The following is a 25,310-nucleotide window of genomic DNA, read 5'->3' as shown; positions in this document are numbered from 1 at the left end:
GCCCATAGCGGGGCGCGGACCGTTGCGCCCCGGTGCAACTCTTCGAAAGCCTCGATGCGATCCTGCTCGCCGCGCTGGTCCTGCTGGTCCTCGCGCGCAAGCTGAACGTCCCTTATCCCACCTTGCTGGCGGCGGCGGGTCTGGGCTTTGCGCTGCTGCCGTTCGCGCCCAAGATCGCGGTCGAGCCGCATCTGGCGCTCGCGCTGTTCATCGCGCCGGCGCTGCTCCACGCGGCCTATCACACCAGCCCGCGGGCGTTGCGGCGCTACTGGTTCCCGCTCCTGTCGCTGGCGGTGTTCGCGGTGCTCGTCACGGCGGCGATGGTGGCGCTGGTCGGCATGACTCTCGGCGGCCTGCCGCTCGCCGCCGCCTTCGCGCTGGGGGCGATCGTCGCGCCGCCCGATGCCGCCGCTTCCGAGGCCGTGCTGGGCGAGGTCGGCATTCCCCGCCGCGGACTGTTACTGCTTCAGGGCGAAAGCCTGCTCAACGACGCCACCGCACTGCTCCTGTTCGGGCTCGCGGTGGCGTTCGCGACGCATTCGGACACGCCGGTGACGCCGCTCGCGCTCGCTGCCGCGGTGCCCGGCGGGATCGTCTTCGGCGCGCTGTCGGCATGGATCTATCTCCGCGTCGCACCGCTGTTCGCGGGCACGCTGGGCGCCAGCCTCGCCGATTTCGCCGTGACCTTCGGGATCTGGCTGCTGGCCGAACGGCTGCACATTTCACCCGTGCTGGGTGTCGTCACGTTCGGCATGATCGTGTCGCAGCGCCGTCCGATCGGCCAGCCGGCCCGCGACCGGCTCCAGAGTGCAGCGGTATGGTCGGCGGCGGTCCTCGTCCTCAACATCATCGCCTTCGCACTCATGGGGCTGCAATCGCGCGACGTGCTGGAGCGTCTGCCCGCGGCCGAGCGCTGGCCGGCGATCGGGTTCGCCGCCGCGGTGCTCGCGACCGTGCTGGTGACGCGAGTCGCGTGGGTATTCCTCGTGCGTTTCGTGGAGGGCGTGATCGCCAGCCGCTATGCGCCGTCCTGGCTCCCCAAGCCGCCGCCGTGGAATGCGTCGTTGATCCTGTCCTGGTCCGGCATGCGGGGTCTGCTGACGCTGGCCACCGCGTTCGCGCTCCCGAGTTCGGTGCCGGGCCGTGACCTGATCGTGCTCGCCGCGTTCGGCGTGGTGATCGGTACGCTGATGCTGCAAGGGCTTACGCTCGGCCCGCTGATCCGACGGTTGAACCTCGGTGCGGATTCCGGGCTCGCGGACGAGATCGCCCCCGCGCGCAAACGCCTGATCGAAGCCGGCCTCGCCGTGCTGCCCGCGCGCGCCGGCGAAGCGGCGGATGCGCTGCGCTTCCGCTATGGCGCCGCGGGCAAGGTCACCGCCGAGGCCGACGATCCGCAGGCCACTTCCGAATTCGACGAACTCCACCTTGAGATGATCGCCTGCCAGCGCGTCGTCCTCCACCGGATGCGCGACAGCGGCGAAATCGCCGAGGACGTCTATCGTCGGTTGCAGGAGGAACTCGACTGGTCCGAGGTCGACGCACGCTCGTTCGGCGACAATATCCTCACGGCGACCTGATCGCCCGGGTGAGCGCGACGGAACCACGTGCCGGGAACATCGGCGCACGCTACGCTGTTTGAGAGAACCACCCAAACCCCAGAACTGCCGTAGAAAGGGTCGATGCATGTCCGAGGCGAATTCATGAGCAAGTCCGTGAAGCCAGCACCGCCCACGGCGCTCGTGATCTTCGGGGCATTCGGCGATCTCACCCGTCGGCTGCTGATGCCCGCGCTGATCAATATGACGCGGCTGGGCCTGGTCGGCGATGACTTCCACGTGCTCGGCGTCGGCATCGACGAGGGGAACGACCAGACGCTCCGCGATGCGCTCGGCAGCTTCGATGCGAAGGGCGGCGAGGGCGCGGGCGAGAAAGGCGAGGCCTGGGCCCGCCTCAAGGATCGCGTCGGCTACCTCCAGGGCGATTTCACCAAGGACGACGTCTACGAAGCGCTCAAGACCCGCGTGACCGGCAACGTCGCGTTCTACTTCGCGGTCCCGGCCAAGTTCTTCGGCGATATCGTCGACAAGCTCGCGGAGCACGGCCTGATGGCCGAAACCCCGCACGCCTTCCGTCGGATCGCGATCGAGAAGCCGTTCGGCCATGATCTCGCTTCCGCACGCGATCTCAATGCGCGCATCCTCGACAAAGTTTCGGAGGCGCAGGTCTACCGGATCGATCATTTCCTCGGCAAGGAAACCGTGCAGAACATCATGACCGCGCGATTCGCGAACATGATGATCGAGCGGGTCTGGAATTCGGACTGCATCGCGCACGTCCAGATCACCGCGGCAGAAACCGTCGATGTCGGTACGCGCGGCAAATTCTACGATGCGACCGGCGCATTGCGCGACATGGTGCCGAACCATCTGTTCCAACTGCTCGCGATGGTCGCGATGGAGCCGCCCGCGAACTTCGATGCGGAGGCGATCCGCAACGAGAAGGGCAAGGTGCTCAAGGCTGTCCGCGCCTATTCGCCAGCGCAGGCCAAGCGCAACGGCGTCCGCGGCGCCTATACGGCGGGCAAGGTGCAGGGCCACGACGTCCCCGACTACACCGCCACCGCCGACGTCGCGCCGGACAGCCATACCGAGACCTATGTCGCGCTGAAGCTGATGGTCGACACCTGGCGCTGGGCGGGAGTGCCGTTCTACCTGCGCACCGGCAAGGCGATGACCTGTCGCGACACCGAGATCGTGATCACCTTCAAGCCCGTGCCGTTCGCCTCGTTCCCGGGTGCCGCGGCGGACATGCTTCCGCCCAACCGCCTGATCATCCAGATCCAGCCGGACGAGGGGCTGAGCATGGACATCAACATCAAGCGCCCCGGCCTCGAAGTCGCGACCGCCCCGATCGCGCTCGATTTCCGCTACGCCGACGCGTTCGATATCGGCCACCTGACCGGTTACGAGTCGCTGATCTACGATCTGTTTGCCGGCGACCAGACCCTGTTCCAGCGTGCCGATGCGATCGAAGCCGGCTGGGCCGCGGTACAGCCGTTCCTCGATCTATGGGCGACCGACCAGAGCATTCCGGAGCCGTACGAAGCCGGCACGCTCGGCCCGGCCGCGGCGGATGCGCTGCTCGCCCATGACGGCCACGAATGGCACGAACTCGCGCCGGCGGGTCAAACGGTGCCGTAAGACCACCCCTAAAACGACCCGCAGAATACCACCCCGGCGAAGGCCGGGGCCCAATTGGGGGACGGCAATAACGAGGCTCTGCGCTCCATTACGCCAACCTTCGCAATTGGGCCCCGGCCTTCGCCGGGGGGGTACTGTTACGATGTTGGTTTGAGTGCGGACCTGCCTTCAAACCCGCTCGGTCAGCTCGATCTCGCCCTCGACCTCCATCTCGTCTTCGTCGCCCATCTCGTCCATGTCGGGCATCGTGAAGTCGGCCTTCCAGTCATAGACCTTCTCGACCCCGCCCTGCACCCAGACGCGGACCGCGCCCGAGGTGATCTCGCCGCCCATCGCGCCGACGAAGTCCGCCACCAGCGAATCCGCCGCATCCTCGTGATCCGTCGCACCCGGGATCGTCGCGGCCGTCATCTCCTCGTCGAGTTCGATGATCTGCGCCCAATATTGCTTCGCCATGTGTCGCTCCTGCGTAAGATGAGATGCCGTCAGCCGGCGGTGATGATGGGATGATCCTCGCGCAGCCGGTCCGCCAGCCGCTCGACCGCGTCGACCTCGCTCGCGCTGCCCGACGGCGTCACCGCCCAGTTGCAATGCGCGTGCGTCGCGAGGCTGTAGACCTTCACGTCGCCGACGATCAGCCGCCACCGCCGCCGATCGCCGCTATTGTACCGGACGAGGTTGGTGACGAACAGGCTCTGGAGATCCGATGCGGTCATCCGCGCCCCATAGCCACAACCGCGCACCCGCCGCCACCGCAAACGGGACGCCGTGGACCCCTTCCAAAATTCGGCGCGTTTGGGACGTAACGGGATCATCACCAGATACGGGAATTACACATGGCCGGAACGGCATTGGTAGTGGGTACGAGCGGGATCGTCGGCAGCGCGACCGCGGCGGCGTTGGTGAAGGCGGGTTGGGCGGTATACGGCCTCGCGCGGCGGCCGACCGAACAGGATGGCGTGCAACCGGTCGCCGCCGACTTGCAGGATCCGACCAGCCTGGAGGCGGCCCTGACCGGCATCAGGCCCGACGCAGTATTCATCGCAACCTGGTCGCGCCAGGACAGCGAGGCGGAGAACATCCGCGTCAACGGCGGCATGGTCCGCAACCTGCTCGGCGCGCTCAGCCCCGGCGGCAGCGTGCGCCACGTCGCGCTCGTCACCGGGCTCAAGCATTATCTCGGACCGTTCGAGGCGTACGGGAAGGGCGTTCTCCCGCAGACCCCGTTCCGCGAGGAACAAGGGCGGCTCGACGTCGAGAATTTCTACTATGCGCAGGAGGACGCGGTGTTCGAGGCGGCGGAGCGCGACGGCTTCGGCTGGAGCGTCCACCGCCCGCACACGATCATCGGCAAGGCGGTCGGCAACGCGATGAACATGGGCACCACGCTCGCGGTCTACGCCACGCTGTGCCGAGAGACCGGCCGCCCGTTCCGCTTCCCCGGTTCGGCCGCGCAGTGGAACGGCCTCACCGACATGACCAGCGCCAGCCTGCTCGCAGATCACCTGTTGTGGGCCGCGACCACGCCAGCCGCGCGCAACGAGGCGTTCAACGTCGTCAACGGCGACGTCTTCCGTTGGAGCTGGATGTGGGGCCGCATCGCAGACTGGTTTGGGATCGAGGCAGCACCGTTCGACGGCACCGTTCTGACGCTCGAGGAACAGATGAAGGACGACGCCGGCATCTGGCGCGAGATCGCCGCCCGCGAAGGCCTCGCCGAGGCAGATTTGTTGCGGCTTGCGTCCCCCTGGCACACCGACGCCGATCTCGGTCGCCCGATCGAAGTGGTGACGGACATGGGCAAGAGCCGCCGGCTTGGGTTCAAAGAGTACCAACCGACCGACGACGCGTTCTTCGACCTGTTCGAACAACTCCGCGCGGACCGGCTGATCCCGTAACGACGACGGGGGCGAACCATCTGCGATCCTCCCCCGCCAGGGGGAGGTGGCGCCGTAGACGACGGAGGGGGAGGACACGGAGCGGAGGTTTCGCTTACCTCCCCCTCCGTCTGGCAAAAGCCAGCCACCTCCCCCTGGCGGGGGAGGATCGCAAGGTCGGACGCTAGCCCTTCACCGCCACCGTAGCCGTAACCCCCGGATCATCCCGCAAGCGCAGGTACAGCATCCCCCCAACCGGCTTCGGCACCGCAAACGAGCCCCCGGTAAACCCCTCCGGCACCACAGCCGCCTCCGCAAACCCCGCATTTGCCGCCACGGACTCGATCAAGAACAGATCCGTCCCCGCCAGCATGCAAGTCTCCGTACAGGTCACCCCGATAACACCCGGCACCCGCACCAGGGTCGTCAACGGCACCCAGTCGCCCGCGACTCCGTTCTGCACCAGTCGCCACTTGAGCGGCCCGTGCGCCGAAACGCCAAGCGCCTTGCCCGGCTCGACCGTCGCCACCGCGATCCGATCGTCCTGCACGGTCAACCCGCGCCCCGACGAAACACTCGTGGTCGTCTTCCCATCCGCCGTCGCAATCTCGACGCTATCGCCAGCGGAAAACCGCGTACCCTCGGCGCGCAGCGAAAACGTCAGCCGGGCATCCTGGGAAATCGCCGTATCGCCCACCAGCACCACGGGAAGCCCGGGCGAGGGCGGCGCCACTACGCTCTTGGCGATCAGCGTCGCCTTTGGCCGCGCGACCGCGACGACGAACTTCACCGAGCGCTTCCGCCCATCCGTCAGCGTGACGAGCGCCGTCTTCGCCTGACCCGCCGCAAACGCCGGCGCCGTATCCGCGACCAACCCCAGCCGATCCACCTTGTCCGCCCGAACGACATCGCCCGGCTTGAACGCCACGCCGTCCACGGTCATCGACGCCACCAAGTCCAGCCGCGTCCCCGCCAGCGTCCCCGCAGCATCGCCCGCATACAGCGTAAGCCCATCGATCCGCCCCGCCTCAGCGAGAGCGGTCAGCGCGATCTTGTCCGGCGCCTCGACGCCATATTGCTTCACCAGCAGCGACAGTTTCCCCGGCGCGGTTTTTGCCAGCGGGAGGGTCAGCCCGATCCGATCCCCCGTCGTCGTCCACGCGAGCGGCACCTGACCCGCATCGCTCACCAGCGTCACCGCCTCGACGCAACTCGGCGTCGGCCCCGCCAGCGCCACCGCATTGTCGCGGCCTACGACCAGGCTCTCGGGATCGGTATCGACCATCGTCCATCCACCGGCGCGCGGCACCTGCAACCGAAACCGCGGCCCGTCGAACGGCGTGAAACCCCAGCGTCCATGCAACGTCGCATCGGTCACGCTGCCAAGCCCGGCGGTCCGCATGCCGACCTGATCGAGCACATAGCCGCCACGCTCGGCATCCGCCTGCACCGGCAGTTCGACCACGCCACCCTGCGGCGTCGTCACGCGCAAGCTCATGTCGTGCGCGAACTTCGTCGCGTAGATCAGCGGCGCCCCCTCGACCGGCAGCACCAGATCGGGCCGGGCCGCACAGACCAGCCGGTCCGCCTCCGCCCGCCGCATCGTCGGAGTCTGTGGCGCGCCCGTCTCGATCACCGGCATCGCGACCACCATCACCGATTTCGGACTCGCAAACGACGGCGCCGCATTCAGCAACAGCGCCAGCCGATCGTCATGCGCCCGCGCCAGCGCCGGGATGTACCGGAACTGCGTCGACTGGAACGCGCCGAAGATCTTCGCCAGATCGCGCACCACGCCGATATACGGGCTGTAATAGCCAAGCCCGCCCTCCGGCGTCGCGCTCAGTTGCAGTGCCAGATCGGTCGGCGCACCCACCAACGTATCCGCCAGCGTCGAGCCCTGCCCATCCGCCAGCACCAGCGAATCGCGGCTTTGCGTGAGGCAGGAGGCTTGCAGGTCCGCCGCCAAATCGAGGCATTCCGCCTTCAGCTTGATCGCCAGACTGCGCGACAGCAACGGCGACACCGCCTCGATCCGCTCGGGCCGCGTCCGCTCCAGCGCATGGATCCCGTCGAGAAACGCATCGAGCCGCGCCCGATCGAGCGACGCCTGGTCGAGATCCTGCACCGCGCGTACGAACGCGCCCGGTTGCTTGCGCACCGCGGACACGACCGCATCGAACCCGCCGCTCTCCGGCACCAGGAACACGACCAACTGCCGCGCGCCCTCCGGCACCTTCAACGCGAGAGCGTTCTTCTTCTCTTTCCACGTCTCGGCCTTGAAGAACCACGATTTCGGCGGCGGCTCGGTCGCACCCCGCAGGAACGCCGCGACCAGCAGATAGCGCGCGCCATCGTCCTTCTTGCCGGTTGGCAGATCCGCCGCGATCGACACGCGGTCGCCGGTGGCGAGCTTGGGCACCCGCGCGATCGGCAGCGTCGTCGTCCCATGCGTCACGGCGACGCGCAGGGTCGGCCCGGTCAGGTCGAACGGTGCCGGATCAGCCTGTGTCGCCGAGGGCACGAGCAGGGCTGCGATCAGGCATGAGGGGAAGAGTCGAAGCTTCATCGGGGCACGATCTCGGATTAACGACGAAAGGATACGTCAGCCATGCTGTCTGCGCGCAAGCGATGTCGATTTTGAGGCACGCTTGGTCGCGACCCGTCGCTGCCCGAAATGCCGCAACTAAATCCAAAGATAACGGCAATTTAAGGATCGGCTGCGATGTAACCAGAATGAGTTGAACCGGACCTGATTCGGTTCGAAAGGGAGATGGATGCAACAGGGCAGGACACCAGCCAGCGGCCCGCGAGGGTCGTTGGGCAGCGCATTTCAACGTCTGCGCTCCGACCGCAAGGGGTCGGCGATCGCCATGATGGCGGCCGGGCTAATTCCGGCAATCGCCGCGCTGGGTTCCGCGATCGACGCGGGACGAATCTACATCGTGAAGTCGCAACTGCAAACCGGCGTGGACGCGGCGGCGCTCGCCGGCGCCCGCGCGTTTTCGGTATCGGGTACCGCGGCCAATTCGCGTGAAAACCAGGTTTCGGCCTATTTCAGTGGGAATTTTCCCGAAACCTATATGGGCGTCACGAACCTGAAGGTCTCGCCGGAGTTCACGGTGGTCAAGGATATCAACACGACCACCGTCGTGGCCAGCGCGACCCTGCCGATGTCGTTCATGCGACTGTTCGGTTTCGCGCAACAACCGGTCCGCGCAATCGCCAAGGCCTCGATCAACCCGCACCCGCTAGAAGTGATGATGGTGCTCGACAATACCGGCTCGTTGAAGGCCAATCTGCCGCGCGATTCGAACGGTGTGGTGAAGACGCGCATCACCGCGTTGAAGGATGCCGCCAAGAGCTTCAACGACATCCTTTTCCAGGGCAGCGACACCCGCAAGGATCTGGCGATGGGGTATGTCATGTACGACATCACCGTAAACGTCGGCAAATTGCTGACCGACTGGCGATCGTCGTCGGTACGCCAGATGTTCGGATTCAACGACACGATCGCCAACACCTATGGCGGCACATGGCCGAGCAACAAACTCAGCTGGAAGGGCTGCGTGTTCGGTGACGACACGGTCAAGGATCTGAACGCGACGCTTACGTACCGCGAGCCGAACGCGTGGGATATCGATCGTACGCTGCCAGGCGAGGGCGCGCATCCGCCGGTGAGCCCGTATTTCATCCCGCCGATGTACGTTCCGCAGATGCAGGGCAACGCCGTCGCGAATGGCGCCAGGTCGAACCCTTCTAGCGCGTATTACAGCGTCGCCAATGTCGAGCCGAACAACAATCTCTACAAGCTGCATCCAAGCTATTACGAGCAGATGCTGAATTGGGATTTCTACGCAAACCAGTTCGCCAACAATCCGTATCGCAAGGCATTTTACGACGCGTATATCGGGCTGAACGACACCGCAGCGAAGATGGACGACGACGTGATCGTCCGCGCGGACAATGGGGGCTTCTACGATCCGTCGAGCAATCCGTGGAATTTCTCCACGCGTGCGGGCGCGCAGTTCAGGATCCGCTACGACAAGATACCCCAGTTCAACAACTGGAAGGATCCTACGGAATATACGGTCAACCGGCTTGGTGGCAGCGTCGATGACGGGTCGAAGAACAAGACCGAGTTTCCTTCCCCCAACTGGCAGTGCCCGGAGGCCGCGACGAAGGTCGATTACGGTCGGTCGCGCAGTTTCTACAACGACGTGATCGATCGCCAGAACGCCGCCATCTATCCTGCCAATGGGACCCTGCATCATGCCGGACTCCTATGGGGCTATCGCCTGCTGGTACGCGACGACGTGTTCAAACGAACGCCGCCCAGGGCGCAGGAGCAGCCCAAGCGCGCGCTGGTGTTCATGACTGACGGCGAAACCGCGCTGGCGACGGGCCAGAACGGGTATGAGGACCGGACCTGGACGTTCTACGGCAACTATGCGGACTCGCCGATCTCTTCGAGCAGGAGCGGTCTGATAGGCCAGTCGGAACGCCGCTTTGCCAAGACCTGCGCGGCGCTTCAGGCCGAAGACAACGCGCCCAAGGTCTACATCGTCGCGCTGACGACGACCGATCGCAATACGATCTCGATGTTTGAGAAATGCGCGCCCGGCCACGTGTATCAGACGTCGGATACCGCGACGCTCAAGGCTGCGTTCGACGATATCGCGTCCGAACTCGTCGACCTGCATCTCGTCCAGTGAGAGCGTTCGCTACGCTGCGCGCGGACGTACGCGGTGTCACCATCGTCGAGTTCGCCATCATTCTGCCGGCGATGTTGTCGCTTATCTGCGGTGCGATCGAGTTCGGCCACATGATGTTTGCACGGGTGGTGCTGGAAGGGGCGGTGACGGAAGCCGCCCGCGCCGCCACGGCCACGCTGGAAACCAAGGAGTCGGAGCGCACCGCGATCATGCGCGCGAGCATTGCAAAGTCGATGGGCGAGTTCGGCACCGCGCCCGGCAGGTCGATCGATATCAGCACGACCGTTTATCGGGATTTCAGCACCGCATTCCCGGAAACCTTCACCGACGCGAATGGTAACAAGCAATATGACAAGGGCGAACCCTATGTCGACCGCAACAAGAACGGCATGTGGGACAACGCGACCCCCGTTGCCGGCAATACGCTTGGCGGACCCGGCGACGTCGTCAGCTATACCGTCAAATTTCCCAAGCGCGTGCTGTTCGGCTTCGTCGGTAGCGTGATCGGCTATGGCTCGGGAGTCATTCCGCTGTCGGCCTCGACCGTCGTCCGCAACGAAGCCGTCGTGACGAGCGCGTCATGAGGCGTCGTCTGCCCCCCGTGCTGCACCTTGTCCTGCCCCGCGTGCTGCCCCGCGCCCTGCTCCGCGATAAACGCGGGGTCGCGATGCTCGAGTTCGCGTTGGCCCTTCCGCTGTTCCTGGGGTTCGTGCTGACCGCGATCGAGTTCGGCAATTACGTTATGGCGAACAATCGGGTGCAGCGGCTCGCGGCAATGAGTGCAGATCTTGTTGCGCAGAGCGGAACCGGCGAAATCGGCATCGGCGAAGGGCAGATATACGATCTGTTCAGTGCATTGGACCTGACCGCGCGACCGTATGACCTTCGCAATGACGGCCGCATCGTCATTACCGGCGTTCGTGGCACCGATATCGACAATAACGGCACGACCGAAAATCGCATGCTGTGGCAACGCTTCGACGGCGGCTATGTGATCGCGCCACAGGTGGGGTGCAACAAGACGGTCGCGATCGCGACCCTGCCGAATGCGCGTGCGCTGCCGCTGGGCGAGATCCTGTTTCATGTCCAGGTCAGTTACAAATACCGGCCGATCCTTACCGATATCCCGTTTCGCATGCTGTCGCTGCCCGTTGATTTCACGCGCATTGCGATGTTCCGCGCGCGAAACAAGGACTTCCAGTCGCCGACGCCCGACGACCGGTTTCCGCCCAAGGATAAATGCACGACGGCGAGCGGCCTGTGAGCGCTTGCTCTGTCGCTGCAGGTACCCCACACCGCAATTAGATGGGGCAGGGGGATACGCCATGAAAACCGCTATGATTTTCGCCGCCGCGGCGCTTTCGAGCGCTACCGCTACGGCAGCCGATGCGAAGACGGTGATCGTCACCGCCGCGCACATGATCGATGTCCTCTCGGGCAAGCGTATCGACAACCCGCAGATAACGATCGTCGACGGGCGTATCACTGCGGTCGCACGCAAGGGTGACCCGCTTTCTGCGCCTGTGCCTGCAGATGTCGAACGGGTCGACCTGGGCGAGCGTACGCTGCTCCCCGGCCTGATCGACATGCACGTTCACCTGACCAGCGACCCGACGTTGAGCGGCTATCGGCAACTCGAATTCACCGATAATTTCTGGACCGTCGTCGGGGTGGCGAACGCGCGTCGTACGCTCGACGCAGGGTTCACGACCGTCCGCAATGTCGGCTCTTCGAATTACGACGACGTTGCACTCAAGCAGGGCATCGAGCGCGGCTATGTCCCCGGTCCTCGCATCGTCCCTGCGACCTATGCGCTCGGTGCGACCGGCGGGCACTGCGACGCGACCGAATTCCCGCCCTCGATCCAGGTTCCGCATCCGCAGATCGCCAACACGCCCGACGAGTTTCGCGGCGCCGTGCGGACGATCCGCAAATATGGCGCGGAGGTGGTCAAGGTCTGCATGACCGGCGGCGTCCTCTCGAAGACCGACAGCGTCGGTGCGCAGCAGATCAGCCTTTCCGAGATCAAGGCGATCGTCGAGGAGGCGCACATGCTGGGAATGAAGGTCGCGGTCCATGCGCACGGGGCGGAGGGTATCAACGACGCGTTGCGGGCCGGCGTCGACACGATCGAGCATGCGAGCCTGGCCGACGCGGAATCGTTCAAGCTCGCCAAGGCGAGCGGCGCCTGGTTCGACATGGATATCTATGACGACGATTATATCCTCGCCGAGGGCGCGAAAAATGGCGTGTTTCCGGAAAGTCTCGAGAAGGAACGCCAGGTCGGCCTCAAGCAACGCCAGACCTTCCGCGCCGCGCACGCCGCCGGGGTGAAGATGCTGTTCGGTACCGATGGCGGGGTTTATCCGAACGGCAACAATGCGCTCCAGTTCGCCAAGATGGTCGAGTGGGGGATGACGCCGATCGAGGCGATCCAGGCTGCCACCTCCAGCGCGGCGGTGGCGCTTGGCAAGACCGCGGACGTCGGCGCGATCGCCCCCGGTCGATTCGGCGACTTGGTCGCGGTCGACGGCGATCCGCTCGCCGATGTCCGCCAGCTACAGCATCCCAGCTTCGTCATGAAGGGCGGGGCAGTGGTCATCGCCCCAAAATAAACTCGCCGTCCGAATCCTCCCCCGGCAGGGAGAGGATTGATATTTGACGTCGTTACGCCAGCCACGCTTCACCGCTATCAAGGCGCAACTCGTCGCAACGCGGGTTGCCGTCGGGCCGTGTTCAGCCTCCCCCGCCCACAACGCCGCGACCAATGCGGGCAGGGGATTTTCGACGATGACGACCGATCGCGGGGCGCTGGCCGCCCTGCTCGCCACCATGACGATGCTTGCGTCGGCAAGTCCGGCAACGGCACAGACCGAGCAGACCGCGCCGGTCCGTGGCCTGGAGGGCTTGGGCAGCCCCGCGCCCCAGACCAACACGACGATCCCGATTCCCGACGCGCCGACGATCGTCCTGCCGAGCGAGACGACCGCGCCCCGCCGCGCACCGCGTCCCCGTGCAGCCGAACCAGACGCCGCAGGAAAAACTGCTGCCGAAAAGGCCGTTGTCGCACGGCCCGCCGCGCGCAACGAATCCGAATCGACACAAGCTCGCACCCCGACTGAGTCGACAAGTTCATCGGGCTCCGCCAAACTCGCGCCGATAGCCACCCCCGCACCCGAGCCGGCATCGGCTCCGCCGCCGTCGGAAGCATCGTCGACGGAATCCGCCCCGCAGGTCGCTGCTCCGCAACCCACGCCCCTGCAACCCGTGCCCACGCCCGACACGACGACACAATCGACGGTTACCGCGCCCGAGACGGGCAGGGCGATGCCGCTCTGGCTTTCGCTCGCGGTGGTTATCGTGGTCCTCGGCGGGCTCTGGCTACTCCGCCGCAAACCCCGCGGCCGTAGGCAGGACCGCAAAGAGGTCGAAACCGTCGTCCAGCCGACACCGGAGCCATTCGCGCCTGAGCCCGTAGCTGCGCCGGAACCCGCCGTCGGCCCCGCCTCATCGATCGAGCCTATAGCGGCCCCGGTCGTGCCCGCTACGTCCGCCGCAATCCCCGTGACCGCGGCGGCCGCGCCGAAATTTCTCGAACCGCGCGCTAAAACGCCACCGCCGCCGCCTGCCGTCCCGCGGGCTCGGGTCACCTGCGACCTTCGTCCCTTGCGCGCCGGTCTCAACCTGCTGAGCGCGACGGTCGAGTGCGAACTCGTCGTCACCAACACCGGCACCGCGCCCGCCGAGGCGATTCGCACCGGCGTCGCGCTGCTGACCGCGCATGTGGGTCAGGATACCGATCTTGCCCAGTTCAATGCCGCTCCGATTGGCCGCCCGGCCACGCCGCCGTTCGCGCTCGCACCCGGCGAGTCCCGAACGATCCGGACCGTCGTCGCGATCGCGCGCGAGGCGATCCAGATCATGACCGCTGCCAACCGTCCGATGTTCGTGCCTGTCGTCGCCACCAACATCCTCTACGTGACCGCCGGCGAAGGCGCGCAGACTGCCCGTGCGTGGGTCGTCGGCATCGAACGCGTGGATTCCGCCAAGCTCGCGCCGTTCTGGCTGGATGCCCCCGCCAAGATGTTCACGACGGTCGCCGCCCGGCCGCATGCGGCGACGTTCGAGCGGTAGACCGAAGGGAGGGGCGAGACGTCGCTAGCCCTCATCCCGTTCGTGCTGAGTAGAGACGGAGTAGCTTCGCAGAAGCGTATCGAGGGCTCGTATCGAAGCATAGGTTCCGCGCGTAACCTCAGCGCGTGAAAGGCTACCCACCATCACCCCGCACGAAAAAGGGCGACCCCATCGCTGGGGCCGCCCTTTTTCTTAGCTGCGGCCAGCAGGGGCAAAGCCCCTGCTTCGTCGGTCGGCATGAATGCCGCCGGCCGGCCTTGCGGGAGTGCGGGCCAGTATGACCCGTCTCTCCCGCTGCGGCTTACTTGACCTCGACGGTCGCGCCGGCTGCTTCGAGCTGCGCCTTGATCTTGGCGGCCTCGTCCTTCGACACGCCTTCCTTGACGGCCTTGGGAGCCGACTCGACCAGCGTCTTGGCTTCGGTCAGGCCGAGCGCGGTGATCGCACGGACTTCCTTGATGACGTTGATCTTCTTGCCACCGTCGCCGGTCAGGATGACGTCGAATTCGGTCTGCTCTTCTGCTGCAGGAGCAGCGGCGCCGCCGCCTGCTGCCGGTGCTGCGACCGCTGCTGCGGCCGAAACGCCCCACTTCTCTTCGAGCAGCTTCGAAAGCTCAGCTGCTTCGAGAACGGTCAGTTCGCTCAGGCTCTCAACGAGCGCGTTCAGGTCTGCCATGATAAATCTCCATCTCGGGGCTCATGCCCCATCAGTTCAAAAAGGTAACGAAAGGCCTGCAAGATCAGGCGGCTTCCTTCTCCGCGTAGGCGGAAAGCACGCGCGCGAGCTGCGCTGCCGGAGCCTGCGTGATCGTTGCCAGCTTCGTGGCAGGTGCCACGATGAGGCCAACGATCTTGGCACGCAGTTCGTCCAGCGAGGGCAGCGTTGCGAGCGCCTTCACACCGTCGACGTCGAGGGTCGTCGCGCCCATCGCCCCACCCACGATTTCGAACTTGTCGTTCGTCTTCGCGAATTCCACGACCACCTTGGCGGCCGCGACGGGATCAATGGAGCTGGCCAGACCGACCGGACCCGTGAGCATGTCGCCCAGCGAGCTGTAGTCGGTGCCGTCCATTGCGATCTTGGCAAGCTTGTTCTTCGAGACCTTGTAGGTCGCGCCGGCGTCGCGCATCTTGTTCCGCAGCACAGTGGACTGTGCGACGGTCAGGCCGAGGTTGCGCGTGACAACGACGACGCCGACCTCGGAAAAGGTGCGGTTCAGCTCGGCTACGGCCGCGGTCTTTTGATCACGATCCATGCCATTCTCCACGTTTTACGAGTTCACCGCTTGCGCAGTGGACCCGGTTACTAACCGGAGGCGCAGACAAACCCGCGCTTCCGGGGTGTCTCGTCGATGGGGCATGGGAGAGGGGCGGCACGCAGATGGGCCGACAAAATCTCATTCCCCGTCTAGGTGGGAGATTAAGCACCGGCAAACCCGCTGCACCCACTGTCTCGGACGGAGTTCGACGAGCAAGCCCGCCGAACGAAGCCGCGCCTTAGCGGAATTGGCGGCGGAGTCAATCGCCGAAGGGGCGTCCGCCGCTTATCCGTTCGTGTCGTTGCGTCCCGCCATGCTCTCCAGCTGGACTGTGCGTGTCGATGTTTCGGAGCACGCCTTGCATCCAGGGTCTTTCGGCAACCTGATCGTACGGAACCGCAGCGCCAGCAGGTCGACCAGCAGCAGCTTGCCCGCCTGGTCGTCGCCGAAGGGCGCGATGGTGCGGAGCACTTCGAGCGCGGCGAGGCTGCCGAGGACGCCGGTGACGGGGCCCAGCACGCCGTCCTCCGCGCAGCTCGTTTCCGCCCGCTCGGGATCTTCGCCGACGAAACAGCGATAGCACGGTTTGTCAGGCTCCCAGCCGCGATAGGTGGCGAGCTGGCCTTCGAACTGGCCGACTGCCGCAGACACCAGCGGGATGCGCAGCGTGTGCGCGGCATCGGCGACGCAGAACCGGGTGGCGAAATTGTCGCAGCCGTCGAGCACGACGTCCGCGCCGGCGAGCAGGTCCGCGACGTTGGTCGGGTCGATCCGGACGCAATGCGCGGCGATATCGACATAGGGGTTGATCCGACGCGCGGCGGCGGCGGCGGCGTCGACCTTGGCGATGCCGGTGTCGGCGGTCGTGAAGATCGTCTGGCGCTGGAGGTTGGAGGGCTCGACGCTGTCGTCGTCGATCAGGATCAGCCGGCCTACGCCTGCCGCGGCGAGATACTGGATCGCTGGCGAGCCGATCCCGCCCGCGCCGACGACGGCGACGGTAGCCGCCTTCAGTCTCGCCTGGCCGGTGCCGCCAAATTCCTTCAGGACGATATGACGGGCGTACCGGACGAGTTCGTCGTCGGACAGCGTCACGCCGGTCAATTGCCTGCCCAGGTGAAGGTCATGCTCGTGCGATACCAGGTGTCGACCTGCGTATCGTCGAGATCGATCGCGTCGCGCGCGGTGCCGACCAGCACGCCGGCGGCATATTGCTCGACCGTGGGGCAGTCGATCGCGCGCGGCGTCACGCGGCGCAACCGGCCTTGCGGCGTCGCCAGGACCGCGAGATCGAGGGTGAGCGCCCAACCCTGTGCGGTCCGCACCGCCTTTGCACAGCGTCCCGCCATCACTTCGCCGTGGACGTACATCGAGGTGTTGGCCTGGATCGTCGCGGACCGGCGGATCGGAAGAAGGGGCAGCCCGCTCCAGTCCTGCGGCGGCAGGGGGACGCTGGCGGTTGGCGTGGCGGCAGATGGTGCGGCCGGCGCGATCTGTGTCGCGACGCCCGGCGGGGCGACGGCCTGGAACAGGATGAGCAGCGCAGCGATCATCGGCCGGTCGATCCGAAGCCGCCTGCACCGCGGGTGGTGTCGTCGAGCGTCGCGACCTCGTCGAGCGTGGCGCGGAGGACGACCGCGGGGACCAATTGCGCAATTCGGTCGCCACGCGCGATCGCGAACGGGTCCTGCCCGAGATTGGCGAGGATCACCTTCACTTCGCCGCGATAGTCGCTGTCGATCGTGCCGGGGGTGTTGAGGCAGGTGACGCCGTGCTTGAGAGCGAGGCCGGAGCGCGGGCGGACCTGGACCTCGTGCCCCGCAGGAATGGCGATCGCGAAACCGGTCGCGACGGCGGCGCGGTCGCCGGGGGCGAGCGTCAGCGCTTCGGCGGCGACGACATCCATCCCGGCGGCTCCTTCGGTCGCATAGGCGGGCAGCGGCAGGCCCTCGCCATGCGGCAGGCGCTTCAATTCGATACGGATCATGACACCGCTTCTAGCGCATCGGCGATACGGTCCGCCAGTCTCGCGGCAACCGCGTCCTTGGGAAGCCGCTCCCAGCTCTCGACGCCCGCGGCGGTGACGAGGTGCACGCTGTTGTCCGCGCCGCCCATCACGTCGCCCGAGACGTCGTTGGCGACGATCCAGTCGGCGGTCTTGCGGATACGCTTGGCGACGGCGTGTTCGAGCACGCGTTCGGTTTCGGCGGCGAACCCGACCAACAGGCGGGGACGGTGCGGGCTGCGCGCCAAAGTTGCGAGAATATCGGGATTTTCCGCGAGCGTCAGCGTGGGCGTGGCGTCGCCCTTCTTGATCTTCTGTGGGACGGACTCGACGTGCCAGTCCGCGACGGCAGCCACCATGACTGCGGCGTCGGCAGGCAGCGCGTGGTCGACCGCATCGGCCATCTCGCGCGCGGTCTCGACGTCGATCCGGTCGACGCCGTGTGGAGTCGGCAGCGTCACCGGGCCCGCGACCAGCGTCACGCGTGCGCCGAGCCGTGCCAGCGCTGCGGCGATCGCAAAGCCCTGTTTGCCCGACGAGCGGTTGGCGATGTAGCGCACCGGATCGATCGGCTCGTGAGTCGGTCCGGCGGTGACGAGGACATGGTGGCCCGTGAGGCGCTTCGGCAGGGCAGGGGTGAGCAAGGCCTCGATCGCGGCGACGATCGCGGGCGGCTCGGGCAAGCGGCCCGGGCCGTATTCGCCGCACGCCATCGCGCCTTCGTCGGGCATCATCACCGTCACGCCGTCCGCGCGAAGCTGCGCCACGTTGCGGACGGTCGCGGGGTGGGTCCACATGCGGACGTTCATCGCCGGCGCGACGAGGACCGGCTTGTCGGTCGCGAGCAACAGCGTCGTCGCGAGGTCGTTGGCGAATCCGCCTGCCATGCGCGCCATCAGGTCGGCGGTGGCGGGGGCGACGACGATCAGGTCGGCCTGCCGGCTGAGTTGGATATGGCCCATCTCGGCCTCGTCCTTGAGGTCCCAGAGCGTCGTGTAGACCTTGTCCTCGCTGAGCGCGGCGAGCGTCATCGGCGTGACGAAATGATGCGCCGCCTCGGTCATCACGCAGCGCACCGCGTGACCCCGCGACTTGAGCAGGCGGATGAGTTCGGCGGCCTTGTAGGCGGCGATGCCGCCGCCGACGATCAGGAGGATGCGCGTCATGGGAGCGTCTTTAGCGGATAACGCGCGTCACGGTAATGCGTCGGCTGTCACTTGCCGCACGCACCAGATCGCGGACGCCATCTACCGCGAACACCATGCCGACGAGCGAGACCGGTGCGATCAGCAACGCCCAGTAGAAGGTGTCGAGGCGTCCGAACAGGCCGAGCATCAGGCCATAGCCTGCGAGCAGGGCGGTCATCCTGGTGGCGATCGGATCGTGCCATGCCGTCCAGCCCAGCAGCGCGATTCCGACCAGGGGCGCGGCGATCGCCAGCGGGAACAGGCTGAGCGCGGTAGCGTCGACGATCGCGCGTACGACGAACCCGAACCCCAGCATGCCGTCCCATCCCTGCGACGCTGGGTCGAGCGGACGAACGACGAGCGACACGGCCTGCGCGTGAAGCACCAGCACGACCACGACGACGACGAGTGACAGGATCCAGCCTGCGGCCTCGCGGCGGCGGCCTTCGAAAAACGCGAAGACCGCCATCAGCGCCAGATACGGCGCAGCGGTCTCGCGGATGAGCACGGCGGCAAGGCCTAGCGCGACCGCCTCGATCCAACGCCCCGGGCGACGCAGTGCCAGCGACAGCGCGATCAGCAGTCCGGCCCATATCTCGTGAAACAGGATCAGGCCCGACTGGAAGAACGCCAGCATCCCGCCGAGCAGCAAGATCATCGCGGTCGCCAGCGCCGGTCGGCTGAGCGCGGGCAGCAAGCGTCGATACCAGGCGATCATCGTCGCCATCGCCAGCGCGTACAGCAGGCCCACGACCGCAAATGGCGGCATCGCCGCGGCGCTGACCGCGAGGGTCGGCAGGCGCATAGTGACGAACGGCTTCATCGGGTAGTTGCCGGAACGCATCGCCTCGGCGGCAACCGTGTAATAGGGGCCGCCATGGCGAACGCCGTCGACGATCGCGGCGTAGAGCGCCATGTCGGTGCCGTGGTCCGCGCCGGTTTCGGGGGGCGCGGCCGGCACCGCGAGCGCTAGCCACGTCGCGGCGACCAGAGCGAGGACCAGCGCCAACATCGCCCGTGCGCCGGACTGCGACATCACCGCGAACCGCGACGGCGTCGTCATCCACACGGGCGCTACTGGACGGCGCATCGTCCGGTCCGGCGGGCGAACGTCACCGCAACAAGAGCCAGGTCGCACCGATGCTGGTCAGGGCGGTTGCGAGCGCCACCGCCATATAGCGCCAGCCGCCGCCGATCCGGATCACTTCGATCTCGCGCAGCGGCATGGTCGGCGGGGCGCCACCGGGGGCGGGGTAATGCGCTTCGATACGGCGGACCAGCTCGGGCAGCCGGGTGAGCGTCTGGAAGTCGGCGATCAGCCGGTCGGCGATCATCGCCTCGGGGCCGAGTTCGCCGCGGATCCAGTCGCGGACGAACGGCTCGGCGGCTTCCCAGAGGTTGATGTCGGGGTTGAGGCTGGTCGCGACGCCCTCGACCATCACCATCGTCTTCTGGAGCAGCAGCAGGTGCGGCTGCGTCACCATGTCGAAATCGCGCGTGATCGAGAACAGGCTGTCGAGCATCATGCCGATCGACATGTCCTTGACCGGCAGCCCGCGCATCGGCTCGCCGACCGCGCGAAGCGCCGTCGCGAACTCGCCGACGTCGTGATAGGCGGGAACATAGCCCGCCTCGAAATGGATCTCGGCGACGCGCTTATAGTTGCCGGTGATCAGGCCGTAGAGGATCTCGGCGAGCCAGACGCGGGCGCGGCGATCGATCCGGCCCATGATGCCGAAATCGATCGCGGCAATGCGGTTGCCGGGTAGTGCGAACAGGTTTCCCTGGTGCATGTCGGCATGGAAGAAACCGTCGGCGATCGCCTGGCGCAGGAACGCGCGAACCAATGTCTGGGCGAGGGCGGGGAGGTCGTAGCCGGCAGCGACGAGCGCCGGGCGGTCGGACAGTTTGATGCCGTCGATCCACTCGATCGTCATAACCTTGTTGGTCGAGCGCGCCCAGTCGATCGCGGGGATGACGAAATCGGGCTCGGCGGTCATGCCCTCGGCGAGTTCGGACGCGGAGGCGGCTTCGCGACGGAAGTTCAGTTCGCGCAGCGTCCAGCGCTTGAACGTCTCGATCGTGAGGCGCGGGCGCAGGCGCATCGCTTCGGGGCTGAGAGCCTCGAGTTGGGCCGCGGCCCAGCTATAGGTGTCGATCGCGCGGGCGAAATCGTCCTCGACGCCGGGGCGGAGAACTTTCACCGCGACCTGGCGGCCATCCGTCGTAACGGCGCGGTGGACCTGCGCGATCGACGCGGCGCCGACCGGGATCGGTTCGATGCGCGAGAACAACGTCTCCAGCGGCTTGCCGAAGCTCGCCAGCATCGCCGCCTCGATCGTCTCGTAGGGGACGGGGGAGAGCTGGTCCTGGAGCCTTAGCAGATCCTGCGCGGCATCCTCGCCGACGAGATCGGGGCGGGTGGCGAGCGTCTGCCCGAGCTTGATCGCCGCAGGACCGATCGCCTGGAACGCGTCGGCATAGCGCGGCACTGCCGGCACGCGCGCGCCGAACCGGGCGATCCGGGCGAGGCGGCGGACGGGGGCTGGCGTGTTCGGGTCACGCTCGATCCCGCGCAGCGCGCCGTGGCGAGCTAGGATGCGGCCCCATTTGAGGAGGCGCCAGACATGGGTTGTGGACGCGGTCACTGGGCGGGAGCGCCTTGAGAAGGGGTTTGTTCACGCGAAGGCGCGAAGGCGCGAAGAGAGATTGGTTCACGCGGAGACGCGGAGACGCGGAGAGAAAGAAGAAGTGGTTTGCGCAGAGGCGCAGAGGCGCAGGCGTGTTGGACCTCGCCGCGCTTGCGGCTTTTCATCACGAGCGAAGCGGTTTCAAGGCGCTGGCGCGCGAAAGCGTTTCCGGCGCCTTCGCGCCCACTTACTCTCCGCGTCTCCGCGTCTCCGCGTGAACCACTCTTCGCGCCTTGGCGCCTTCGCGTGATCACTAGATCTTCCACCCGCTGTGGATCGCGACGAGCCCACCCAGCAACGGCTCGACCTTCGTCTGCACGAACCCCGCATCCGCGATCATGCCCTTGAACTTGGGCATGTCCGGGAAACGGCGGATCGATTCGATCAGGTAGCGGTAGCTGTCAGCGTCCTGCGCGAGAAGCTGGCCGAGCTTCGGGACCATCTTGTGCGAATAGGCGTCGTACACTTCGGCGAAGCCGGGCCAGACGGTGGTCGAGAATTCGAGGCAGTAGAATCGCCCGCCGCGGCGCAGCACGCGGTGGGCTTCGCGCAACGCCTTGGGGATGTCGGTCACGTTCCGGATGCCGAACGCGATCGTGTACGCGTCGAAGAACTTGTCGGGGAAGGTCAGCGTTTCCGCGTTGGCTTCGGTCCAGACGAGACCGTCGATCCCGCGCTTCTGCGCGCGCTGCATGCCGACTTCGAGCATCTGCGGGTTGATGTCGGCGACCGTGATCGACGCGCCCGACGGCTCCATGCGGAAGGCGATGTCGCCGGTGCCGCCGGCCATGTCGAGGATCTGCTCGCCCTCGCGCGGCTTCACGCGGCGGACGAAGCGGTCCTTCCACAGCCGGTGCATGCCGCCCGACATCGCATCGTTCATCAGGTCGTATTTGCCCGCGACGTTCGAGAAGACCCCGCCGACGCGGGAGGTCTTTTCGGTGGCGGGGATGTCTTCGTAGCCGAAGGAGACGGTATCGGGCGTCGAAGCGGGCGCGGGCGCGATCAAGTCGTTCATATCCTGCGCTCTAGCCGCGCCTTGTGGCGCGAGCAAACGCAACCTAGCTGCAAAGCGTGCCAGAATTACCAGAAGTCGAAACCACCGTGCGCGGGCTGGAGCCCGTGCTCAAGGGCCAGCGCCTGACTTCGGTCGAGCCGCGCCGCGCCGACCTGCGGAAAGCGATCCCGGTCGACCTGCGTCAGCGGATGACGGGCGCGACGGTCACGACGCTCGGGAGGCGTGCCAAATACGGGCTGATCGATACCGATCGTGGGGATACTTTGGTGTTCCATTTCGGCATGTCGGGACGCTGGCGGGTCGATCCGAGCGAGCTGCTCGCACACGATCACCTGCTGATCGGCACCGCGGCGGGCCGGACGGTTGCGCTCAACGACCCACGGCGATTCGGCTTTCTCGATCTTTGGGCGACCGAGGACATCGCCAATTATCCGCCGTTCCTCAGCATGGGGCCGGAGCCGCTCGGACCAGACCTGACCGCCGCGTATCTGCTGGAGGCGCTCGAAGGGCGGGGGGCGTCGATCAAGGCGATGCTGCTCGACCAGCGGATCGTCGCGGGACTCGGCAACATCTATGTGTGCGAGGCGCTGCACATGGCGAAGATCGCGCCGAGCCGGGCGGCGGGGCGGATCTCGCTGTTTCGGCTCGAGCGACTCGTCGAGGCGATTCGGACGGTGCTGACGGCGGCGATCCTCGCGGGTGGCTCGTCCTTGCGCGATTACGTCCGCCCCGATGGCGAGCTCGGCTATTTCTCGAAGCAATGGCGTGTCTACGGGCGTGAGGGCGAGGCGTGCGAATGCGGCACGACCGTCAGGCGGCGGACCGAGGGCGGGCGCTCGACCTTCTGGTGTCCGAAGTGCCAGCGCGGCTGAGCGTTTCGGTTGACGCGCAGGAGCAAAGTGAGTAGGGCCGCGGCTTCGAGAGGGCGTAGGAGCAATCCGGCGCCCCTTTTTATTCATTCGAACATCTAGAGGGCTTCATGGCGAACACGCCGCAGGCGAAAAAGCGTATCCGTCGCAACGACCGTCGCGCGGAAGTGAACGGCAACCGAGTCGGCCGTATCCGTACCTTCATCAAGAAGGTCGAGGCCGCACTGGCGTCGGGCGACAAGGGCGCAGCGACCACCGCACTCGCGGCCGCACAGCCTGAGCTGCAGCGTGGCGTCGCCAAGGGCGTGCTGCACAAGAACACCGCGAGCCGCAAGTTCGCGCGTCTGACCAAGGCCGTGACCGGGCTCGCATAAGCGAACCCTCACTGTCGAAAGCGGATCACCCGTCGGGACCTTCCCGGCGGGTTTTTTGCGTCTGCGAAGGGAACCTCCGGAGAGTCCGCATAACTCTAGGATTCGCCACGATTCGTGTGCGAGAGAATCACGTCATGCAATCGCCAAAATTGCAAAAAATGCGTAAACACAGCGACTTATAAAAATATCGACGCATTTCCGCGGCTTGATCAAGTCAACCCGCTTTATTTCGAAAATGTGACGCGTCGGGGCCTTGCTCGGATCGCTGATCGCTTCATAACGGGGCTCACAGCGACGGTGGTTTCCACCGCTGCATCAACAAACAGGGCGAAGATGCCGGATGACCCTTGGGGTCGTCTGGGGGCCATTTTCTGTCGGGACTATGTCACCTGCACGCGTGTCGTGCGGGGTCGGAGAAGTGTGCGCGTGACGAAGTGGCAAGGACCGATGACCCACGCGACCGAGGCCGAGAAGGCCTGGGCCCGCGTGCGTGCGTCCTTGCGCGAGTCGGCGGGCGCACGACTGTTCGAGCAGTGGCTGAAGCCGATCGAGCTGATCCCGGGCGAGGACCGCGACACGATCCGCCTGGCGCTACCATCGGCGTTCATGACCAACTGGGTCCGCAATCATTACGCGGACCGACTCGTCCTCGAATTCAAGCAGATCCTGCCGAACGTTCGCACCGTCCAGATTGAGACCCGGGCACCGGGCCGCGCGCCCGTCGTGCTGGCGATCGAGCCGGTTGCCGCGGTCGAGCCTTCCGCGCCAAAGCCGGTTGTCGAAGCGAAGAAGGCCGTCGAGCTCAAGACGGTCGTCGAGCCCAAGCCGGTCGCGGAGCCTGCACAGGTTTCGATGAAATTCGGCGTCGATCCGTCCCTGAAGCCGGCACCGGCGCCGGTCGTGGCATCGGCCCCGGTCGGCGTGCCGGCCGAACGCCCGCCGCTCGATCCGCGCTATACCTTCGAGCGATTCGTCGTCGATCCGTCGAACAAGGTGGCGTTCAACGCGGCCAAGGTGCTCGCCGAGCCGGGGCCCGTGCGATTCAGCCCATTGTTCCTCCACAGCGGCACGGGGCAGGGCAAGACCCACCTCATGCACGCGATCGGCCACGCGTTCCTCGAGCATAACCCGCACGCGATCGTGCTGTGCATGTCGGCCGAGCGGTTCATGTACGATTTCGTCGCGTCGATGCGCGCGCGCGATACGCATGCCTTCAAGCAGCGGCTGCGCGGTGCCGACCTGCTGCTGATCGACGATCTCCAGTTTATCGCCGGCAAGGACGCGACGCAGGAGGAGTTCTTCCACACGGTCAACGAGATCATGGCGGCGGGCAAGCGGCTGGTGATCTCCGCCGATCGCTGCCCGCAGGCGCTGGAAGGCGTCGAGGCGCGGATCATCAGCCGGATGGCGGTCGGGCTGGTCGCGGACATCAAGGCGCCCGATCTGACGCTGCGCCGGACGATCCTAGATCGGAAGCTCGTCGACCTGCCCGACATGCGCGTGCCGACCGACGTGCTCGACCTGCTGGCCAGCCGCATCCATGCGAACATCCGCGAGCTCGAGGGCGCGCTGAACCGCGTCGTGGCGTATGCACAGCTCACAGGGGACACGATCGACCTCGACTTTGCTGTGGCGACGCTCGGAGAGGTGCTCCGCGGGGCGCAAAAGCGCGTGACGATCGATGAAATCCAGAAGCTCGTGTCCGCGCATTTCGAACTGAAGCCGCTCGACCTGATTTCGGCGCGACGCGCGCGGGCTGTCGCACGGCCGCGGCAGATCGCGATGTATCTGGCGAAGCGGCTGACGACCCGCTCGTTGCCGGAGATCGGCCGAAAATTCGGCGGGCGCGATCACTCGACGGTGATCCATGCTGTGCGGAAGATTGAGGAACTGCGCGATTCGGATCGCGATATCGATGCGGCGGTGCGCGTGCTGATGCGCGAGCTGGAAGGCTAGGTCACAACGTCTGTCATCCTGAC

General features: G+C 66.2%; 23 protein-coding genes. 11 read left to right on the top strand and 12 right to left on the bottom strand.

What is annotated here, in order from left to right:
• Positions 1 to 32 precede the first annotated feature (32 nt).
• Both U1737_RS16450 and zwf read left to right on the top strand, forming a co-directional pair.
• Complete coding sequence (locus U1737_RS16450) at positions 33 to 1,580, top strand: cation:proton antiporter (RefSeq protein WP_332797512.1); 1,548 nt, start codon at positions 33 to 35, stop codon at positions 1,578 to 1,580.
• 123 nt (positions 1,581 to 1,703) lie between these two features.
• A complete protein-coding gene (gene zwf / locus U1737_RS16445; protein ID WP_332797511.1) occupies positions 1,704 to 3,203 on the top strand; it encodes a glucose-6-phosphate dehydrogenase in 1,500 nt (499 codons plus the stop codon).
• A 168-nt stretch (positions 3,204 to 3,371) separates the two neighbouring features.
• Here the strand turns inward: zwf and U1737_RS16440 are convergent, their stop codons facing one another.
• Complete coding sequence (locus U1737_RS16440; RefSeq protein ID WP_056047554.1) at positions 3,372 to 3,659, bottom strand: hypothetical protein; 288 nt, start codon at positions 3,657 to 3,659, stop codon at positions 3,372 to 3,374.
• A gap of 29 nt (positions 3,660 to 3,688) precedes the next feature.
• Complete coding sequence (locus U1737_RS16435) at positions 3,689 to 3,919, bottom strand: hypothetical protein (RefSeq protein WP_056047557.1); 231 nt, start codon at positions 3,917 to 3,919, stop codon at positions 3,689 to 3,691.
• A gap of 120 nt (positions 3,920 to 4,039) precedes the next feature.
• Between U1737_RS16435 and U1737_RS16430 the strand changes: the two genes are divergently transcribed.
• Positions 4,040 to 5,101 carry an SDR family oxidoreductase gene (locus U1737_RS16430; protein WP_332797510.1) on the top strand — a complete coding sequence of 354 codons (1,062 nt, stop codon included), beginning with the start codon at positions 4,040 to 4,042 and terminating at the stop codon, positions 5,099 to 5,101.
• A 163-nt stretch (positions 5,102 to 5,264) separates the two neighbouring features.
• Here U1737_RS16430 and U1737_RS16425 read toward each other — a convergent pair whose 3' ends face one another.
• Positions 5,265 to 7,649 carry a hypothetical protein gene (locus U1737_RS16425; protein WP_332797509.1) on the bottom strand — a complete coding sequence of 795 codons (2,385 nt, stop codon included), beginning with the start codon at positions 7,647 to 7,649 and terminating at the stop codon, positions 5,265 to 5,267.
• A 250-nt stretch (positions 7,650 to 7,899) separates the two neighbouring features.
• On the opposite strand from U1737_RS16425, the gene U1737_RS16420 reads away from it, so the two are divergent.
• The 5 genes from U1737_RS16420 (at position 7,900) to U1737_RS16400 (ending at position 13,929) form a co-directional block, all read left to right on the top strand.
• A complete protein-coding gene (locus tag U1737_RS16420) occupies positions 7,900 to 9,795 on the top strand; it encodes a pilus assembly protein TadG-related protein (protein WP_332797508.1) in 1,896 nt (631 codons plus the stop codon).
• Complete coding sequence (locus U1737_RS16415; protein ID WP_332797507.1) at positions 9,792 to 10,379, top strand: TadE/TadG family type IV pilus assembly protein; 588 nt, start codon at positions 9,792 to 9,794, stop codon at positions 10,377 to 10,379. The genes U1737_RS16420 and U1737_RS16415 overlap by 4 nt, the downstream gene beginning before the upstream one ends.
• Positions 10,376 to 11,059, top strand: coding sequence for a TadE/TadG family type IV pilus assembly protein (locus U1737_RS16410; RefSeq protein ID WP_332797506.1), 684 nt, complete (start codon positions 10,376 to 10,378; stop codon positions 11,057 to 11,059). Before U1737_RS16415 ends, U1737_RS16410 begins: the two co-directional genes overlap by 4 nt.
• A 61-nt stretch (positions 11,060 to 11,120) precedes the next feature.
• Positions 11,121 to 12,410, top strand: coding sequence for a Xaa-Pro dipeptidase (locus U1737_RS16405; protein ID WP_332797505.1), 1,290 nt, complete (start codon positions 11,121 to 11,123; stop codon positions 12,408 to 12,410).
• Between the two features lie 43 nt (positions 12,411 to 12,453).
• Positions 12,454 to 13,929: a hypothetical protein gene (locus tag U1737_RS16400; RefSeq protein ID WP_332797504.1), complete on the top strand. Its 1,476-nt coding sequence runs from the start codon at positions 12,454 to 12,456 to the stop codon at positions 13,927 to 13,929.
• A 301-nt stretch (positions 13,930 to 14,230) separates the two neighbouring features.
• Here the strand turns inward: U1737_RS16400 and rplL are convergent, their stop codons facing one another.
• The 9 genes from rplL to U1737_RS16355 form a co-directional block, all read right to left on the bottom strand.
• Positions 14,231 to 14,605, bottom strand: a complete 375-nt coding sequence (rplL, locus tag U1737_RS16395; protein ID WP_056047577.1) for a 50S ribosomal protein L7/L12 — start codon at positions 14,603 to 14,605, stop codon at positions 14,231 to 14,233.
• Between the two features lie 64 nt (positions 14,606 to 14,669).
• Positions 14,670 to 15,185, bottom strand: a complete 516-nt coding sequence (rplJ, locus tag U1737_RS16390; protein WP_055879768.1) for a 50S ribosomal protein L10 — start codon at positions 15,183 to 15,185, stop codon at positions 14,670 to 14,672.
• A 288-nt stretch (positions 15,186 to 15,473) separates the two neighbouring features.
• The gene (locus tag U1737_RS16385; RefSeq protein WP_332797527.1) at positions 15,474 to 16,283 is read right to left on the bottom strand and encodes a HesA/MoeB/ThiF family protein; all 810 of its coding nucleotides are present in this window, start codon (positions 16,281 to 16,283) and stop codon (positions 15,474 to 15,476) included.
• Positions 16,284 to 16,288: 5 nt separating this feature from the next.
• Positions 16,289 to 16,741: a hypothetical protein gene (locus U1737_RS16380; protein ID WP_332797503.1), complete on the bottom strand. Its 453-nt coding sequence runs from the start codon at positions 16,739 to 16,741 to the stop codon at positions 16,289 to 16,291.
• Entirely contained in the window at positions 16,738 to 17,175 is a 438-nt protein-coding gene (gene dut / locus U1737_RS16375; RefSeq protein ID WP_332797502.1) for a dUTP diphosphatase, read from the bottom strand. Before dut ends, U1737_RS16380 begins: the two co-directional genes overlap by 4 nt.
• A complete protein-coding gene (coaBC, locus tag U1737_RS16370; RefSeq protein WP_332797501.1) occupies positions 17,172 to 18,359 on the bottom strand; it encodes a bifunctional phosphopantothenoylcysteine decarboxylase/phosphopantothenate--cysteine ligase CoaBC in 1,188 nt (395 codons plus the stop codon). Before coaBC ends, dut begins: the two co-directional genes overlap by 4 nt.
• Before the next feature lie 10 nt (positions 18,360 to 18,369).
• Positions 18,370 to 19,470 (bottom strand): hypothetical protein, encoded by a 1,101-nt coding sequence (locus U1737_RS16365; protein ID WP_332797500.1) that lies wholly within the window; start codon positions 19,468 to 19,470, stop codon positions 18,370 to 18,372.
• Positions 19,471 to 19,492: 22 nt separating this feature from the next.
• The gene (gene ubiB / locus U1737_RS16360; protein ID WP_332797499.1) at positions 19,493 to 21,028 is read right to left on the bottom strand and encodes a 2-polyprenylphenol 6-hydroxylase; all 1,536 of its coding nucleotides are present in this window, start codon (positions 21,026 to 21,028) and stop codon (positions 19,493 to 19,495) included.
• 295 nt (positions 21,029 to 21,323) lie between these two features.
• Positions 21,324 to 22,088 carry a class I SAM-dependent methyltransferase gene (locus U1737_RS16355; protein ID WP_332797498.1) on the bottom strand — a complete coding sequence of 255 codons (765 nt, stop codon included), beginning with the start codon at positions 22,086 to 22,088 and terminating at the stop codon, positions 21,324 to 21,326.
• Between the two features lie 56 nt (positions 22,089 to 22,144).
• On the opposite strand from U1737_RS16355, the gene mutM reads away from it, so the two are divergent.
• From mutM to dnaA, 3 genes are all read left to right on the top strand, one after another.
• A complete protein-coding gene (gene mutM, locus U1737_RS16350) occupies positions 22,145 to 22,960 on the top strand; it encodes a bifunctional DNA-formamidopyrimidine glycosylase/DNA-(apurinic or apyrimidinic site) lyase (protein WP_332797497.1) in 816 nt (271 codons plus the stop codon).
• 107 nt (positions 22,961 to 23,067) lie between these two features.
• Positions 23,068 to 23,331, top strand: coding sequence for a 30S ribosomal protein S20 (gene rpsT, locus U1737_RS16345; RefSeq protein ID WP_031394736.1), 264 nt, complete (start codon positions 23,068 to 23,070; stop codon positions 23,329 to 23,331).
• 447 nt (positions 23,332 to 23,778) lie between these two features.
• Complete coding sequence (gene dnaA, locus U1737_RS16340) at positions 23,779 to 25,287, top strand: chromosomal replication initiator protein DnaA (protein WP_332797496.1); 1,509 nt, start codon at positions 23,779 to 23,781, stop codon at positions 25,285 to 25,287.
• Positions 25,288 to 25,310 lie beyond the last annotated feature (23 nt).

Source organism: Sphingomonas fucosidasi (assembly GCF_036663855.1).
Lineage (GTDB): Bacteria > Pseudomonadota > Alphaproteobacteria > Sphingomonadales > Sphingomonadaceae > Sphingomonas > Sphingomonas faeni_B.
Note: the sequence above shows the minus strand (reverse complement) of the source record. Positions and strands in the feature narration are given on the sequence as shown.

Excerpts from the sequence above, each read along its gene's own strand:
- zwf (WP_332797511.1), top strand. The coding sequence starts at position 1,704 with ATGAGCAAGTCCGTGAAGCCAGCACCGCCCACGGCGCTCGTGATCTTC.
- U1737_RS16440 (WP_056047554.1), bottom strand. The coding sequence starts at position 3,659 with ATGGCGAAGCAATATTGGGCGCAGATCATCGAACTCGACGAGGAGATG.
- U1737_RS16435 (WP_056047557.1), bottom strand. The coding sequence starts at position 3,919 with ATGACCGCATCGGATCTCCAGAGCCTGTTCGTCACCAACCTCGTCCGG.
- U1737_RS16430 (WP_332797510.1), top strand. The coding sequence starts at position 4,040 with ATGGCCGGAACGGCATTGGTAGTGGGTACGAGCGGGATCGTCGGCAGC.
- U1737_RS16425 (WP_332797509.1), bottom strand. The coding sequence starts at position 7,649 with ATGAAGCTTCGACTCTTCCCCTCATGCCTGATCGCAGCCCTGCTCGTG.
- U1737_RS16410 (WP_332797506.1), top strand. The coding sequence starts at position 10,376 with ATGAGGCGTCGTCTGCCCCCCGTGCTGCACCTTGTCCTGCCCCGCGTG.
- U1737_RS16405 (WP_332797505.1), top strand. The coding sequence starts at position 11,121 with ATGAAAACCGCTATGATTTTCGCCGCCGCGGCGCTTTCGAGCGCTACC.
- rplL (WP_056047577.1), bottom strand. The coding sequence starts at position 14,605 with ATGGCAGACCTGAACGCGCTCGTTGAGAGCCTGAGCGAACTGACCGTT.
- rplJ (WP_055879768.1), bottom strand. The coding sequence starts at position 15,185 with ATGGATCGTGATCAAAAGACCGCGGCCGTAGCCGAGCTGAACCGCACC.
- U1737_RS16380 (WP_332797503.1), bottom strand. The coding sequence starts at position 16,741 with ATGATCGCTGCGCTGCTCATCCTGTTCCAGGCCGTCGCCCCGCCGGGC.
- dut (WP_332797502.1), bottom strand. The coding sequence starts at position 17,175 with ATGATCCGTATCGAATTGAAGCGCCTGCCGCATGGCGAGGGCCTGCCG.
- coaBC (WP_332797501.1), bottom strand. The coding sequence starts at position 18,359 with ATGACGCGCATCCTCCTGATCGTCGGCGGCGGCATCGCCGCCTACAAG.
- U1737_RS16365 (WP_332797500.1), bottom strand. The coding sequence starts at position 19,470 with ATGCGCCGTCCAGTAGCGCCCGTGTGGATGACGACGCCGTCGCGGTTC.
- U1737_RS16355 (WP_332797498.1), bottom strand. The coding sequence starts at position 22,088 with ATGAACGACTTGATCGCGCCCGCGCCCGCTTCGACGCCCGATACCGTC.
- rpsT (WP_031394736.1), top strand. The coding sequence starts at position 23,068 with ATGGCGAACACGCCGCAGGCGAAAAAGCGTATCCGTCGCAACGACCGT.
- dnaA (WP_332797496.1), top strand. The coding sequence starts at position 23,779 with ATGACCCACGCGACCGAGGCCGAGAAGGCCTGGGCCCGCGTGCGTGCG.